At 66.7% G+C, this 13,936-nt stretch carries 10 protein-coding genes and 2 tRNA genes; 7 read left to right on the top strand and 5 right to left on the bottom strand.

The genetic code is table 11. The annotated features are described in order from the left end of the window. Positions 1 to 6: 6 nt before the first annotated feature. Both LMQ14_RS08390 and LMQ14_RS08385 read right to left on the bottom strand, forming a co-directional pair. Positions 7 to 1,992 carry an acetyl/propionyl/methylcrotonyl-CoA carboxylase subunit alpha gene (locus LMQ14_RS08390; protein WP_267734299.1) on the bottom strand — a complete coding sequence of 662 codons (1,986 nt, stop codon included), beginning with the start codon at positions 1,990 to 1,992 and terminating at the stop codon, positions 7 to 9. 5 nt (positions 1,993 to 1,997) lie between these two features. Beyond that, positions 1,998 to 3,584: a carboxyl transferase domain-containing protein gene (locus LMQ14_RS08385; RefSeq protein ID WP_267734298.1), complete on the bottom strand. Its 1,587-nt coding sequence runs from the start codon at positions 3,582 to 3,584 to the stop codon at positions 1,998 to 2,000. A gap of 371 nt (positions 3,585 to 3,955) precedes the next feature. Here LMQ14_RS08385 and LMQ14_RS08380 point away from each other — a divergent pair, with 371 nt between their 5' ends. Together LMQ14_RS08380 and LMQ14_RS08375 are read left to right on the top strand one after the other, a co-directional pair. After that, positions 3,956 to 4,600, top strand: coding sequence for a TetR/AcrR family transcriptional regulator (locus LMQ14_RS08380; RefSeq protein WP_267734297.1), 645 nt, complete (start codon positions 3,956 to 3,958; stop codon positions 4,598 to 4,600). Between the two features lie 68 nt (positions 4,601 to 4,668). Further along, entirely contained in the window at positions 4,669 to 5,469 is an 801-nt protein-coding gene (locus LMQ14_RS08375; RefSeq protein ID WP_267734296.1) for an MmpS family transport accessory protein, read from the top strand. Here the strand turns inward: LMQ14_RS08375 and LMQ14_RS08370 are convergent. Then, entirely contained in the window at positions 5,466 to 6,809 is a 1,344-nt protein-coding gene (locus LMQ14_RS08370) for an MFS transporter (RefSeq protein WP_267734295.1), read from the bottom strand. The genes LMQ14_RS08375 and LMQ14_RS08370 overlap by 4 nt on opposite strands. Before the next feature lie 90 nt (positions 6,810 to 6,899). Here LMQ14_RS08370 and cmrA point away from each other — a divergent pair, with 90 nt between their 5' ends. Continuing rightward, the gene (gene cmrA / locus LMQ14_RS08365; RefSeq protein WP_267734294.1) at positions 6,900 to 7,706 is read left to right on the top strand and encodes a mycolate reductase; all 807 of its coding nucleotides are present in this window, start codon (positions 6,900 to 6,902) and stop codon (positions 7,704 to 7,706) included. Between the two features lie 3 nt (positions 7,707 to 7,709). Here cmrA and LMQ14_RS08360 read toward each other — a convergent pair whose 3' ends face one another. Continuing rightward, positions 7,710 to 9,284: a helicase HerA-like domain-containing protein gene (locus tag LMQ14_RS08360; RefSeq protein ID WP_267734293.1), complete on the bottom strand. Its 1,575-nt coding sequence runs from the start codon at positions 9,282 to 9,284 to the stop codon at positions 7,710 to 7,712. 95 nt (positions 9,285 to 9,379) lie between these two features. On the opposite strand from LMQ14_RS08360, the gene orn reads away from it, so the two are divergent. The 3 genes from orn (at position 9,380) to LMQ14_RS08345 (ending at position 12,325) form a co-directional block, all read left to right on the top strand. Continuing rightward, positions 9,380 to 10,027, top strand: coding sequence for an oligoribonuclease (gene orn, locus LMQ14_RS08355; RefSeq protein WP_267734292.1), 648 nt, complete (start codon positions 9,380 to 9,382; stop codon positions 10,025 to 10,027). A gap of 35 nt (positions 10,028 to 10,062) precedes the next feature. Next, positions 10,063 to 10,138, top strand: a tRNA-His gene (locus LMQ14_RS08350). A 525-nt stretch (positions 10,139 to 10,663) separates the two neighbouring features. Continuing rightward, positions 10,664 to 12,325: a cyclic nucleotide-binding domain-containing protein gene (locus tag LMQ14_RS08345; RefSeq protein ID WP_267734291.1), complete on the top strand. Its 1,662-nt coding sequence runs from the start codon at positions 10,664 to 10,666 to the stop codon at positions 12,323 to 12,325. 15 nt (positions 12,326 to 12,340) lie between these two features. Here LMQ14_RS08345 and LMQ14_RS08340 read toward each other — a convergent pair whose 3' ends face one another. After that, entirely contained in the window at positions 12,341 to 13,537 is a 1,197-nt protein-coding gene (locus LMQ14_RS08340) for a L,D-transpeptidase (protein WP_267734290.1), read from the bottom strand. 245 nt (positions 13,538 to 13,782) lie between these two features. Here LMQ14_RS08340 and LMQ14_RS08335 point away from each other — a divergent pair. Further along, positions 13,783 to 13,858 (top strand) — tRNA-Lys (locus LMQ14_RS08335). Positions 13,859 to 13,936: the final 78 nt, after the last annotated feature.

The following is a 13,936-nucleotide window of genomic DNA, read 5'->3' as shown; positions in this document are numbered from 1 at the left end:
GATCCTCTAATCCTTTTTCTCTTCGGAGTCTGGGACCAGGCGGGCCAGCACCTGGTCGACCGTCACCTGATCGCCGACCGACACCAGCAGCTCGACGCGTCCCGAAACCGGTGCGGCCAAAGAATGTTCCATCTTCATCGCCTCGACGACCACGACCACCTCGCCCTCGGACACCTCGGCGCCGGAGTCGACCTGCACGGCGATCACGCTGCCGGGCATGGGACTGAGGACCTCGGCCTGCGTTGTGTCGGTCGCACGGTGGATCTTGGTTTCCTCGGCCTCGCGCAGGTGCCAGGTTCCCCGCTCGTTGGCGATCCACAGATGGCGGTCGGCCTCGGCCCACCGGTACTCGCGGCGCAGCCCATCGAGCGTCGCACTCATCTGTCGTCGCTCGACTTCCACACTCGCCGAATGGGTTTCGCCGTCGCCGACCTGTACCGCGGCGGCCGTCGGCAGACCGGACACCGAGACGGTCTCGGTGCGCAGCGGCGTGCGCATCGCGGTGCGTACCGGCGCGGCAGCGGCGCCGACGCGCCAGCCCGACGGCTGCGCCCACACGTTGCCCCGCGCGCGACGGGCCAACACCCACTGGCGGTACAGACCGCCGGCCGCGAGCACGTCATCGGGTGCCGGCAACGGCGCGAAGTCCGGCAGCCGCTCCTCGAGCAGCGCGGTGTCCAGGTCGCCGGCTTGCACTCGTTCGTCGGCGAGCAGGAAGCGCAGGAATTCGATGTTGGTCTGCACGCCCAGAATCGTCGTCTGCGCCAGCGCCCGGTCGAGTTCGGCGAGCGCCTCGTCGCGATCGGCTCCGTGGGCGATCACCTTGCTCAACATCGGGTCGTAGTCGCTACCCACCACCGTGCCCGCCAGCAGCGACGAGTCCACTCGCACACCGGGACCCGAGGGCTCGAAGACATCGAGCACCCGCCCGCCGGTCGGCAGGAAGCCGCGCCCCGGATCCTCCGCGTAAACCCGGGCCTCGATCGCGTGCCCGTGCAGCTCGATGTCGTCCTGGGCGAACGTCAGCTTCTCGCCGGCGCCCACCCGCAGCTGCCACTCGACGAGGTCGAGGCCGGTGATCGCCTCGGTGACCGGGTGTTCCACCTGCAGGCGGGTGTTCATCTCCATGAAGAAGAACTCGTCGGGTTGTTCGGCGGAGACGATGAACTCCACCGTGCCGGCCCCGACGTAGTCGACGCTGCGGGCGGTGTTGCAGGCCGCGGCCCCGATCCGCGCGCGCGTCTGCGGATCCAGCAACGGCGAGGGCGCCTCCTCGATGACCTTCTGATGACGGCGCTGCAGGCTGCACTCACGCTCGCCCAGATGCACCACGTTGCCGTGGCCGTCGGCAAGCACCTGCACCTCGATATGCCTGGGCCGCAACACGAATCGCTCCAGGAACAGCGTGTCGTCGCCGAACGAGGACGCGGCCTCGCGGCGCGCGCCGACCAGCGCCTCGGACAACCGGGCCGGGTCTTCCACCAGCCGCATGCCCTTACCGCCGCCGCCGGCCGACGGCTTGATCAGCACCGGATAGCCGACCTCGGCGGCCGCGGCGACGAGCTCGTCATCCGTCAGTCCCGATTTCGCCACACCGGGGACCACCGGAACGTCGAAGGCGGCGACCGCGTTCTTGGCGGTGATCTTGTCGCCCATCACCTCGATCGCGCGGGCCGGAGGACCCAGGAACACCACCCCGGCTCGCTCACACGCGGCGGCGAAATGCGCGTTCTCCGAAAGGAACCCGTAACCGGGGTGAATCGCCTGAGCGCCGGTGCGTGCCGCGGCATCGAGCACCTTCTCGATATCGAGGTAGCTCTCCCGGGCGGGTGCCGGCCCCAGCCGCACCGCCGTGTCGGCTTCCTGCACGTGTCGCGCGTCGGCGTCGGGATCGCTGTAGACGGCCACGGACCGGATACCGAGCCGGCGCAAGGTCCGAATCACTCGCACGGCGATCTCGCCGCGGTTGGCCACTAAGACGGTGTCAAACACTGCACTCACATCCGGAAGACGCCGTAGGAGACCGGTTCCAGTGGCGCCTGCGCGCACACCGAAAGGGCAAGCCCGACATACGTTCTCGTATCGGCCGGGTCGATGATGCCATCGTCCCAGAGCCGGGCCGTCGAATAGTACGGGTTGCCCTGGTCCTCGTACTGGGCGCGGATCGGCGCCTTGAACGTCTCTTCTTCGTCGGGCGACCACGGTTTGCCCGCCGCACTGAGTTGTTCGCCGCGCACCGTGGCCAACACGGAGGCGGCCTGCTCGCCACCCATCACCGAGATCCGGGCATTGGGCCACATCCACAGAAAGCGCGGCGAGTACGCGCGCCCGCACATCGAATAGTTGCCCGCGCCATAGGATCCGCCGATCACGACGGTCAGCTTGGGTACCCGGGCGCAGGCCACGGCGGTGACCATCTTGGCGCCGTGCTTGGCGATGCCGCCGGCCTCGTAGTCGCGGCCGACCATGAAGCCGGCGATGTTCTGCAGGAACAGCAGCGGAATCTTGCGCTTGTCGCACAGCTCGATGAAATGCGCTCCCTTGAGCGCGGATTCGCTGAACAGCACGCCGTTGTTGGCGATGATCCCGACCGGGTGGCCGTGGATACGCGCGAACCCGGTCACCAGCGTCTTGCCGTACTTCGCCTTGAATTCGCTGAATTCGCTGCCGTCGACCAGCCGCAGGATGACCTCGTGCACGTCGTAGGGCACCCGCGGATCCGGAGGGACGACGTCGTAGAGTTCGGTCTGCGCATGCTTGGGCTCGATGGCTGCCAACACCTCCCACGGGCTCGGCTCGCGCGGACCGAACGTCGCGGCGATCGCGCGCACGATGCGCAGTGCATGTTCGTCGTCGTCGGCAAGGTGGTCGGTGACACCGGAGACGCGCGAGTGCAGGTCGCCACCGCCGAGGTCTTCGGCCGAAACGATCTCTCCGGTAGCGGCTTTCACCAATGGTGGGCCGCCCAGGAAGATGGTGCCCTGCTCGCGGACGATGACGGCCTCGTCGCTCATCGCCGGCACATAGGCGCCGCCCGCCGTGCACGAGCCGAGCACCGCGGCGACCTGAGGAATTTCCTTGGCGCTCATGGTCGCCTGGTTGTAGAAGATTCGCCCGAAATGTTCGCGGTCGGGAAACACCTCGTCTTGACGGGGTAAAAAGGCGCCGCCGGAGTCGACCAGGTAAATGCACGGCAGCCGATTCTGCAACGCGACTTCTTGGGCGCGCAGGTGCTTCTTGACCGTGACCGGGTAATAGGTGCCGCCCTTGACCGTCGCGTCGTTCGCGACGATCACACACTCGCGCTCCGACACCCGCCCGATGCCGGTGATGATCCCGGCGCCCGGGGATTCGTCGTCGTACATCCCGTTCGCGGCCAGCGGGGTCAGCTCCAAAAACGGGCTGCCGGGGTCGAGCAGCCGGTCCACCCGTTCGCGCGGCAACAACTTGCCGCGGCTGACGTGACGCTCCCGCGCACGCTCGTTGCCGCCCAGCGCCGCGGCCGCCAGCTTGGCGTTCAGCTCATCGACCAGCCGACGGTGCTCATCGGCGAACGACGGTGCGACCTTCACCGACGCACTCATGACCGCTCCAGCACCTCGTCCATCGCCGCAGCAGCCTCCTCGTCGTCGGGGGGTCTAGGCACTTCAGTTAATGCTCATTAACTGGGGCTGAGGATACCAGCGCGCACACCACCGCGTCCAGGGACGTGTCAACCGCCAATTCCGGCGGAAAAGACAACGGATGTGTGCTCCCAGGCGGCCGCCGAATTACCGGTCGCCCGTCCTTGCGGGCCCGGATTAGTGCGCCGACGCTGCGTCTTTCACGCTCGATCGCCGGCCTGGTCGCGTCGCCGACGTGTCCGGATATCTGCGCGATCTGAGTTAATCGCCAATAACTCGTGCTACGTTAGTGACGATTAACCGAAACTTTCTGAGGTAGGCCCAGCGCCGTCATGACAGCGTCCACCCCGGACACCCCACCCGGTCAATCCGAACCGCCAAATCGCCGCAGCCAGTTGAAATCCGACCGGCGACTGCAACTCCTGGCCGCGGCCGAACGGCTCTTCGCCGAGCGCGGATTTCTCGCGGTGCGACTCGAAGACATCGGCGCCGCCACCGGGGTCAGCGGCCCGGCCATCTACCGCCACTTCCCCAACAAGGAATCGATGTTGGTCGAGTTGCTGGTCGGGATCAGCGCCCGCCTGCTCGCCGGGGCCCGCGAGGTGACCGCCCGCAATGCCGACGCGGCAGACGCGCTGGATGGGCTGATCGATTTTCACCTCGACTTCGCGTTCGGCGAGCCCGACCTGATCCGCATCCAGGACCGCGACCTGGCGTACCTGCCCGCGGCCGCCGAGCGGCAGGTACGCAAAGCGCAACGCCAATATGTAGAGGTGTGGGTCGGCGTGCTGCGCGAGCTGGACCCGACGCTGGCCGAGGCAGATGCCCGGCTGGCGGCGCACGCGGTGTTCGGCTTGCTGAACTCGACGCCGCACAGCATGAAGGCGGCCGAAAAGCCGGCCCGCGGGACGCGGTCGCGCGCCGTCATGCGGGCCATGACGATCGCCGCACTGGGAGCCGGGGGCCAAGTCCGCTGAATTGGGCGCATCGAGAGATTCCCCGCCCAGCCGCTCGGCTTAGGTACCCTGCAATCTGTGAGGTGGACATGAACGATCCACGTCGACCCGAGCGGTTTAGTCCCCTTCAAGCGGGGTCGGAACCGACCGGGCCGATTGGCCCGCGGAACGCGCCGCTCGCTGATCCGGCCTATGCCGACCAAGCGCCCTATGCGCCCACCTACGGCGGGTACGCCCCGCAATGGGCGCCGAGCCTGAACGAGACCAACCCGACGAAACGGCTGCCGGCGTACTGGCAACAGGACCAGGACCAGCCGCCACCGGGCGGGCTGCCCCCCGGGGGCATGGCTCCCCCGCCGCCCGAAGGGCCGAGATCGCCCCGTTGGCTGTTGATCGGTGCCGGCGCGGCGGTGCTGCTGGTTGTCGCGCTGTTGATCGCGCTGGTCCTCACCAATGGCGCGCTCAAGACCCAGACGGCCGTGCCGCCGTTGCCCGCGATGCCCGGATCGAGTGCGCAGAGCCCGACGCCTACCCCGTCGACACGGGCTGCGCGACCGTCACAGACCCTGGTGCCGGCACCGCCGCCCAGCGGCTCGGCCGGGCCCGCGCCCACCCCGGGCGCGATACAGAACGTCGTCTACAACGTCAGCGGCGAGGGGCGCGCGATCAGCATCACCTACTGGGACACCGGCGACGTCATCCAGACTGAGTTCAATGTCTCGCTGCCGTGGACCAAGCAGGTCAGCCTGTCGCAGTCGGCCGCCCACCCGGCCAGCGTCACGATCATCAACATTGGCCACAACGTCACCTGTTCGGTCAGCGTGGACGGCGTGCAGGTGCGCCAACGGCTCGGGGCCGGCATCACCGTCTGCGACGCGGCCGGCCGCTAGGCCTGTTCGACTGGTTCGACCGCGGCGGCGTGGCGCGGCGGGACACGGACCGCGATCATCGCGATCAGCCCGGCGATCAGCACCAGCGATATCCCGCCCAGCCCGGCGCGCACCGCGCCGAAGACATCGACAAACACCGAGAACAGCCAGGGCGCGACGAATGCGACGGCCCGGCCCGTCATCGTGTACAGCCCGAACGCCACGCCTTCCCGCCCGTTGGTGGCCATCTGCAACAGCAGGGCGCGGGCCGAGGACTGCGACGGCCCGATGAACAAGCAGAGCAGCAGGCCGCACGCCCAGAAGGCCACCGGACCGGAGAGCACCATCATGGTGAGCGTGGTGGTGACGATCGCCACCAGCGACCCGACGATGACCGGTTTGGACCCGATCCGGTGATCGACGAAGCCGCCCGCCACCGCGCCGACGGCGGCGACCACGCTGGCCGCCACGCCGAAGATCAGCACGTTGGCCTGCGAGATGCCGTATACGTTGACACCCAGTACGGCGCCGAACGCGAATATCGCCGCGAGTCCGTCGCGGAATAGGGCGCTGGCGCCCAGGAAATAGACCAGGTTGCGGTCGCGCCGCCATTCGGCGGAGATTTCGGTCCACAGCTTGCGATAGCCGCCCAGCATCGTCGTCGGCTGGTGGACCTCGCCGGTGTCGGGAAGCCGGTGCGCGACGCGGAGCAACGGGAGCGCCAACACCGCCAGCCACGCCGCGGCGGCCAGCATGGCCTCCCGGACGTAGAGTCCGTCGGCCGCGGGCACGTGCAGCAGTCCCCGCTCCGCGTCGGACCCGGAGCCGGAGATGAAGCCGGTATAGATCAGCAACAGCAGCAGGACGCTGCCGAGGTAACCCGACGCCCAGCCCAGACCGGAGATCCGGCCGGCCGTCTGCGGAGTCGAGAGCTGACGCAGCATCGCGTTGTACGGGACGCTGGCCAGGTCACCGCAGGCCGCCGTCGCGCCCAGCAGCACCAACCCGGCCCACAAGTAGGAGGGCCGATCCCGGATCAGGAACATCGAGCAGGTCAGCGTCACCGCCAGGCCGGTCAGCACGCTCAGGGCCACGCGTCGGCGATGCGGCGACTCCACCCACACGCCGACCAGCGGCGCCAGCAGCGCGACCGTCAACCCGGCGAGCGCGCCCGCGCGGCCCAGCCAGCTCTCCGGCGTGGTGCTGCCGGGTATGCCCACGCCCACGCTGCTGGTCAGGTAGACGGAGAACACGAATGTCGCCACGATCGCGTTCAGACCCGTTGACCCGCAGTCCCACAGCGCCCACGCCGCCACCCGAGATCGCGCGATCTCGCCCACCCCCGGTTCTGGCCGACCCATGCCCGGCACTCTATTTGTTGAGCCGACAAGCCGCCGCGCGCGGCTGCGGCCGTTGCCGTCGAGGATTTGGCCGCTGTCTACGATTGGCGCATGCCGGTACCCGCTCCCAGCCCCGATGCGCGCGCCGTTGTCACCGGAGCTTCGCAAAACATCGGCGAGGCGCTGGCCACGGAATTGGCCGCGCGCGGACACCACCTGATCGTCACCGCGCGACGCGAAGACAAGCTCAACGACCTTGCCGCTCGGCTAGCCGAGAAGTACGGCGTCACCGTGGAAGTGCGGCCTGCCGATCTCGCCGACCCGACGGAACGGGCCAAACTGTGCGACGAGCTGGCGACCCGCAACATCTCGATCCTGTGCGCCAACGCGGGCACCGGCACGTTCGGGCCGGTCTCCGGCCTCGACCCGGCGGGCGAAAAGGCTCAGGTGCAACTGAATGCCGTAGCGGTGCACGACCTTACGTTGGCGGCATTGCCGGGGATGGTCGAGCGCGGCGCGGGCGGCATCTTGATTTCCGGCTCGGCGGCGGGTAATTCGCCGATCCCCTACAACGCGACCTATGCCGCCTCGAAAGCATTCGTCAACACCTTCAGCGAGTCATTACGCGGCGAACTGCGCCGCTCGGGTGTGCACGTCACGCTGCTGGCACCCGGCCCGGTGCGCACCGACCTGCCCGACGATGCCGAGCGGTCACTGGTCGAACGGCTGGTGCCCGACTTCCTGTGGATCTCGACCGAGCACACCGCCCGGCTCTCGCTGGATGCGTTGGAGCGCAACAAGATGCGCGTCGTCCCGGGCTTGACCTCCAAGGCGATGTCGGTCGGCAGCGGGTATGCTCCCCGCGCGATCGTGGCGCCGATCGTCGGCGCCTTCTACAAGAAACTCGGCGGCGGCTAAACGCTATTTGCGGCGGCCGCGGCCGGTGCCGAAGATGCTTTTCACCGCTTCGCGAATCGCGGTGTTGATGCCGCTTTTCACGGTCGGATTCTTCAGGACTTCCTCCCACATGGCGGGGCCTTGCGGCTCGGCCGGCGCGGGCATCGGCGGTATGTCGTATGGATCCGGATAAGAAGGCAGCGGGTCGAATTGCCCGCGCGGCGGAGCCGCCGGTGACGGCGGAGGTGGTTGCGGCACTTCGGGTTCCGACGGCTGCTGCTTGGTCTGTCCGTATTTGGCCTGCAGCGGACTATCTTTCGCCGCCTTGGTGATCTCGTCGGTGTCGATGGCGCCCATCAACGACCGGGGTACGCGCATGCGCGTCCAGGCAACCGGCGTCGGCGCGCCCTTCTCGGACAGCACGGTGACGACGGCCTCGCCAATGCCCAGCGAGGTCAACGCCGACTCCAGGTCGTAGACATCGGTCTTCGGATAGGTACGGACGGTCTTGGACAGGGCCTTCTGGTCATCGGGGGTGAACGCGCGCAGCGCGTGCTGGATCCGGGCGCCCAGCTGGGAGAGCACGTCGTTGGGCAGATCCGTGGGCAACTGGGTGCAGAAGAAGACCCCGACGCCCTTGGAGCGGATCAGCTTGACGGTCTGCTCAACCTGCTCGAGGAACGCTTTGGACGCGTCGGTGAACAACAGATGCGCCTCGTCGAAAAAGAACACCAGCTTGGGTTTGTCGATGTCGCCCACCTCGGGCAGTTCGTCGAACAGGTCGGCGAGTAACCACATCAGGAAGGTCGAGAAGATGACCGGACGCAATGACTGACCGCTGAACTCGAGCAGCGAGATGGTGCCGTGGCCCTGGTTGTCGACGCGCAGCAGGTCTTGCGGATCGAGCTTCGGTTCGCCGAAGAAGGTGTCGCCGCCCTCGCCTTCGAGGTTCACCAGCGCGCGCAAGATGACGCCGGCCGTCGTCGATGACACCCCGCCAAGCGATTTCAGGTCGGCCTTGCCTTCGTCGCCGGTCAGGTGGCTGATGACGGTGCGAAGTTGGTCAAGGGTGACCAGCGAGCGGTTGTTCTCCTTCGCCCAATGGAAGATCAGTCCCAGGGTTGACTCTTGAGTGGCATTGAGCGACAACACTTTTGATAACAAGACGGGACCGAAACTGGCGACGGTGGCGCGTATCGGTACGCCGAGCCCGTCGGTGCCCAACGACAAGAACTCCACCGGGAAGCCGGTCGCCGCCCACGCGTCCCCAGTGTCCTTTGCCCGCGCCGCCGTCCTGTCGTTGGCCTCCCCCGGCCGGGACAGGCCGGACAGGTCACCCTTCACGTCGGCCATCAGCACCGGAACGCCGGCAGCGCTGAGCTGTTCGGCGATCAGCTGCAGCGTCTTGGTCTTGCCGGTCCCGGTCGCCCCGGCCACCAGACCATGCCGGTTGACGGTGGCCAGCGGGATGCGAATCTGCGCGCCCGGGTCGGCGGTGCCGTCGATGACAACGGTGCCCAATTCCAGTGCCTGGCCTTCGACGGCGTAGCCGCTGGCGATCCGTTGCGCGGGTCCGCCGTCCGCCGATTCTGTGGTCATCGCGCTCCGCCCCACTCCGGAGAAAGTTGCAACGCTCAACACTACTTGCCAGGGGGAGACAGGGGCAGGGCTCACGTGGGCATACGCTGGGCGCTGTGCGCGACGAACTGGTGTGGATCGACTGCGAGATGACCGGGTTGGAGCTGGGATCGGACAAGTTGATCGAGATCGCGGCCCTGGTCACCGACGCCGATCTGAATATTCTGGGCGACGGCGTAGACGTGGTGATTCACACCGATGACGCCGCCCTGTCGTCGATGATCGACGTGGTCACCGAAATGCACACCCGCTCGGGGCTGATCGATGAGGTGCGGGCGTCGACCGTCGACCTGGCCACCGCCGAGGCGATGGTGCTCGAATACATCGGCAAGTACGTCAAGCAGCCCAAGACGGCGCCGCTGGCGGGCAATTCGATCGCCACGGATCGTTCGTTCATCGCCCGCGATATGCCGGCCCTGGACTCGTTTCTGCACTACCGGATGATCGACGTCAGCTCGATCAAGGAACTCTGCCGCCGGTGGTACCCCCGCATTTACTTCGGCCAGCCGGCCAAGGGCGTCAAACACCGGGCCCTGGCCGACATCCGCGAGTCCATCCGCGAGCTGAAGTTCTACCGGCGTACCGCCTTCGTGCCCCTGCCAGGGCCTTCTACCAGCGAAATCGCGGCCGTGGCCACCGAACTAGAGGGCAGCGACGGCGCCCAGGAGGCAATTGATTCGGCCGCCGAGCCACCGAACCGCTAGTATCGACAGTCGCTGCGTGTTAGCACGCGGCCGTGGTGGGTGTAGTTCAGCTGGTAGAGCGTCAGGTTGTGATCCTGAATGTCGCGGGTTCGAGTCCCGTCACTCACCCCACAAGGTCAGGGGGCATATCCGCCCTCTGACCTTTTTGCTTCGCCCGGGCGCTGGCAAGCTCGACGGGCACCGGAATCGACCGTGTACGTCGCCGAACCCGATCACCTATTACGTTGTGGCGCAGCGGCCTTGCTATCCTGGTGGCTGCCCTGACCACCCCGGCACCGGCGGGCGGCGAGGCCCCGCGGCCGGTGTTTGCCAGCGCCATGTTTTTTCAAGATCGCATGGCGTACTATCACCCCATTGCATAGGTTCGGAGTGGTCATGTCTGGTCTGAAGTACAAGGTCGTCCTCGCGCTGGTCCTCGCGTTCACGGCCCCGGCGGCATCGGGGTGCACATTCACCGTCGTGTGCGACCCGCTCTTCACCTGCGCATAGCAGTTTGCGGCGCCCGAATATCCGCCGCGGCTCGTAAAGCGACTGCGCCGCAAGCGAACTCATGTATCTGTTGTAATCTGTTGCGCCGCAACTAGTTCGTCGACCCAAAGCCAAGCGCACCTGCCGACGTGACGATATGCTGACCGAATGGCCGAGGCGCCGGCACGAGCAAGTCGGTGGTCCGCGTTTCGCAACGCCTTCTCCAATCCGAATATCGCCAGAGTAGAAGCATCGATCGCCGCCGGTGTGGTCGCCCATGTCGCCTGGGTTTCGACGATGTTGGTCGTCACCTTCGAACTGCTAGGCCCGATCGGCCCGGGCTGGTTCCTCTTCGTTCGGCAGATCACCGGGGCGATCAGCGCCCCCGTTTATGCCGCCCTGGCGGGCAGGTTCCGGCGCGAGCGGGTGCTGGCCGGCTCCATCGTCGCCCGGGGTGTCGCAGTGGCGCTGGTGATTCCGCTGTTGGAACTTCACACGGCGACCGCGCTCCTGTTTTTGGTGCTCGCATTGGAAGGGTTCACCCAGTCCGCCCCGAAGGCACTGCACGACGCCCTGCTGCCGTGGTTGGCCGATTCACCGGCCCAGCTGGTCGCCGCCAATGCGGTTGCCGCCCTGCTCGAGACCTCCGGAGTGCTGGTGGGTGCGGGTGTGGCCGCGGTGGCCTTGGGGGTCTCCGGGCCGCCCGCCGCCCTGGCGACCATCGTGGTCTTTTGCGCACTCGGAGCGTGGCCGCTGTTGACCATTCGCGGGATAGACACCCGAGTCCGCAACGAGGGCTCGCGCGTCGCCAACGAACTCGCCGGCGGAATCGGTGTCCTTCGGAGGTCGACGAACGCCCGGGTGGTGGTCGCTGTCATGGCCATCACCGCATCGCTGACCGGCATCGCGCAAAGCATCGTCGCCAGCATCGCGAGCGACCTTTTACACATGGGGTCGTCGGGTACGCCGGTGCTGATCGGGGCGGTCGGTATCGGCGGTCTGGTCGGCGGCATCGCCAGTCTCTCGCTCGGTCGCCATTCGATGTCGTTGCCGATGGTCGTCGGATTTCTGGCTTGCGCAGTGGTCCTGTTCGCCCTCGCGGTGACCTCGACAGTGGCTCTGGCCATCCCACTGCTGAGCACGTTGGGTATCGGTATCGCCTATCAAATCGTGTGCGGGCGCACCCTGCTGCAGCGCAGCGCGTCAGGGCGGTCGCTGGACCTGCTCGCCGGAATCAACGCGGTGATCGCCGTCTCGGTCGTTGGCGTGGCCGGATTCTGCGCCGCCCAGGTCAACGCCGCGATCGGAGTGCGTGGGACGCTGCGGGTGGCAGCCGGTTTGGCGCTGCTCGGTGCGATCTATGGCCTGTTCCGGGTCCTGCGGGTGGAACGGCGCTCACCGGTGCGGCGCCAGGAACTGGACGCGATCAGGAGCGTGGAAGCGTTCCGGCCGTTGTCCGTCGCGGCCGCCGACCAGCTTGCCTCGGCCCTGATCGCCGTTGCGGTCGCCGAAGCCGATGTCGTTGTCCGGCAAGGTGACTCCGCCGACGACATGTTCCTGATCGGCTCCGGTGGCTACGAAACCGTCGTCGACGGCGAGCCGGTGCGAACGCTGCATGACGGTGACCACTTCGGGGAGATCGCCCTGCTGTTCGATGTGCCGCGCACCGCCACGGTGCGATGCTTGCAGGCGGGCACGCTCTGGCGGCTGCGCCGGGAGGATTTCCTGAGGGCCATCACCGGAAATTCGACCACCCAGGACGCGATCAAGGCGATCGCCGACCAGCGACTCGAGCACGCCGGCAGCACCGGCCTCAAACCGAAGGGCTGACTCGCCCAGCCGCCATCACGTGTTGGCGTTGCCGGCTTTCCACTGCGGCCAGGGGATGTTCCAGTCGCCCAGGCCCTCGGTGCCGGGAAGCGTCGACCCGACCGTGTTGACGACCTCGACGATGTCCCCGCTCTTGCTGTGGTCGTAGAACCACTCGGCGTTGCTCGGGCTCACGTTCAGACAGCCGTGGCTGGTGTTGGTATGGCCTTGCGCACCGACCGACCAGGGCGCGGAGTGTACGAAAACGCCGCTGTAGGACATCTGCGTGGCCCAGTCGACTTCGGTGCGATACCCGTTGGGCGAGTTGACCGGAACCCCGTACGTCGACGAGTCCATGATGATGTGCCGGTACCGGCCGCCGATGATGTAGAACCCGTTGGCCGTCGGGGTGCTGTCCTTGCCCATCGACGTCGGCATCGTCTTCACGACTTCACCGTTGACCCGGACGGTCACCATCTTGGTGTTGTCGTCGGCGGTCGAGATGACCTCGTCGCCGATGGTGAAGTGGGTCTTGACGTTGTCCTCGCCGAACATTCCGTCGCCCAGGTCGACGCCATAGGTGTTGACCGCCACGTCGATGGCTGTTCCGGCTTTCCAGAAATGCTCTGGGCGCCAACGCACTTCGCGGTTGTTCAGCCAGTAGAACGCGCCCTCGACGGGTGGGTTGGTGGTGATTTTGATCGCCTTTTGAGCGGCGGCGCGGTCCGCGATGTTCTCGTCGAACCGGATCGCCACCGGCTCGCCGATGCCCACGACCTCGCCGTCGCCCGGAGCGACGTACGGCATCGTCAGGTGCGCGGGCGAACTGGTCGAGAAGCTCATCTGGCGGCTCGCGGCGCCGCCGAGCCCGAGCGCCTTCACGTTCAGCGTGTAGTGGCGGTTGTAGCCGAGCTGATCGGTCGTCGACCAGCGCAGTCCATCGGGGCTCAGTTGGCCGTTGATCGTCTTGCCGTTGTCGTTGACCATCGTGACCGACGCCAGCACGCCATCGGCAACGTTGACGGTGACCGGTGCATCGACGGTGACGCCGACGGCGCCGTCCGACACCGAGGAGGTGAGCTTGGGAACCAGCAGATCGGCGAACGGCGTGCCCTTGTCGAAGATGATTTTCGGCGGGGCGGCGGTGTGGTTGCTACTGCAGGCGACACCGATGACAGCAAACATGACCAACCCAGCAGCCAGCCACGATCGACGTCTACGCAAAGGCGCCATCAAGTGACCTTCCACAATATTTATGTTGATGTACGGTCACCGCTGACCGGAGAATACTTGCAAATATTCTAATGGGTTACGCCCAGTGCTCATGGCAACTCAGCTGGATGACCTTAAGCCAGCCGCCCAAGGCCCGCAAAACGCTGGACGACCGCTCGCCGCGCAGGCTCTACACTGGGTGGTCCAGCGATTTCGCACTGCGACGGGATGCCTGTTAAAGTCGCAACGCAATCTCGGCTGACCAAGCGCCGTTAGCTCAGTTGGTAGAGCAGCTGACTCTTAATCAGCGGGTCCGGGGTTCGAAACCCTGACGGCGCACCAATCGCAGTTCCGCTGCACCGCGATGCTTCGCGTGCGGCATCGCACCAACCCCATCAGCCCAAAATGTCTTAGCGGGCC

The organism is Mycobacterium sp. Aquia_213, assembly GCF_026625985.1.
GTDB lineage: Bacteria > Actinomycetota > Actinomycetes > Mycobacteriales > Mycobacteriaceae > Mycobacterium.
The sequence above is the reverse complement of the archived record's forward strand: the minus strand, read 5'-3'. Positions and strand labels throughout refer to the sequence as shown.

Excerpts from the sequence above, each read along its gene's own strand:
- LMQ14_RS08370 (WP_267734295.1), bottom strand. The coding sequence starts at position 6,809 with ATGGGTCGGCCAGAACCGGGGGTGGGCGAGATCGCGCGATCTCGGGTG.
- LMQ14_RS08345 (WP_267734291.1), top strand. The coding sequence starts at position 10,664 with ATGGCCGAGGCGCCGGCACGAGCAAGTCGGTGGTCCGCGTTTCGCAAC.
- LMQ14_RS08360 (WP_267734293.1), bottom strand. The coding sequence starts at position 9,284 with ATGACCACAGAATCGGCGGACGGCGGACCCGCGCAACGGATCGCCAGC.
- LMQ14_RS08340 (WP_267734290.1), bottom strand. The coding sequence starts at position 13,537 with ATGGCGCCTTTGCGTAGACGTCGATCGTGGCTGGCTGCTGGGTTGGTC.
- LMQ14_RS08385 (WP_267734298.1), bottom strand. The coding sequence starts at position 3,584 with ATGAGTGCGTCGGTGAAGGTCGCACCGTCGTTCGCCGATGAGCACCGT.
- LMQ14_RS08380 (WP_267734297.1), top strand. The coding sequence starts at position 3,956 with ATGACAGCGTCCACCCCGGACACCCCACCCGGTCAATCCGAACCGCCA.
- LMQ14_RS08375 (WP_267734296.1), top strand. The coding sequence starts at position 4,669 with ATGAACGATCCACGTCGACCCGAGCGGTTTAGTCCCCTTCAAGCGGGG.
- cmrA (WP_267734294.1), top strand. The coding sequence starts at position 6,900 with ATGCCGGTACCCGCTCCCAGCCCCGATGCGCGCGCCGTTGTCACCGGA.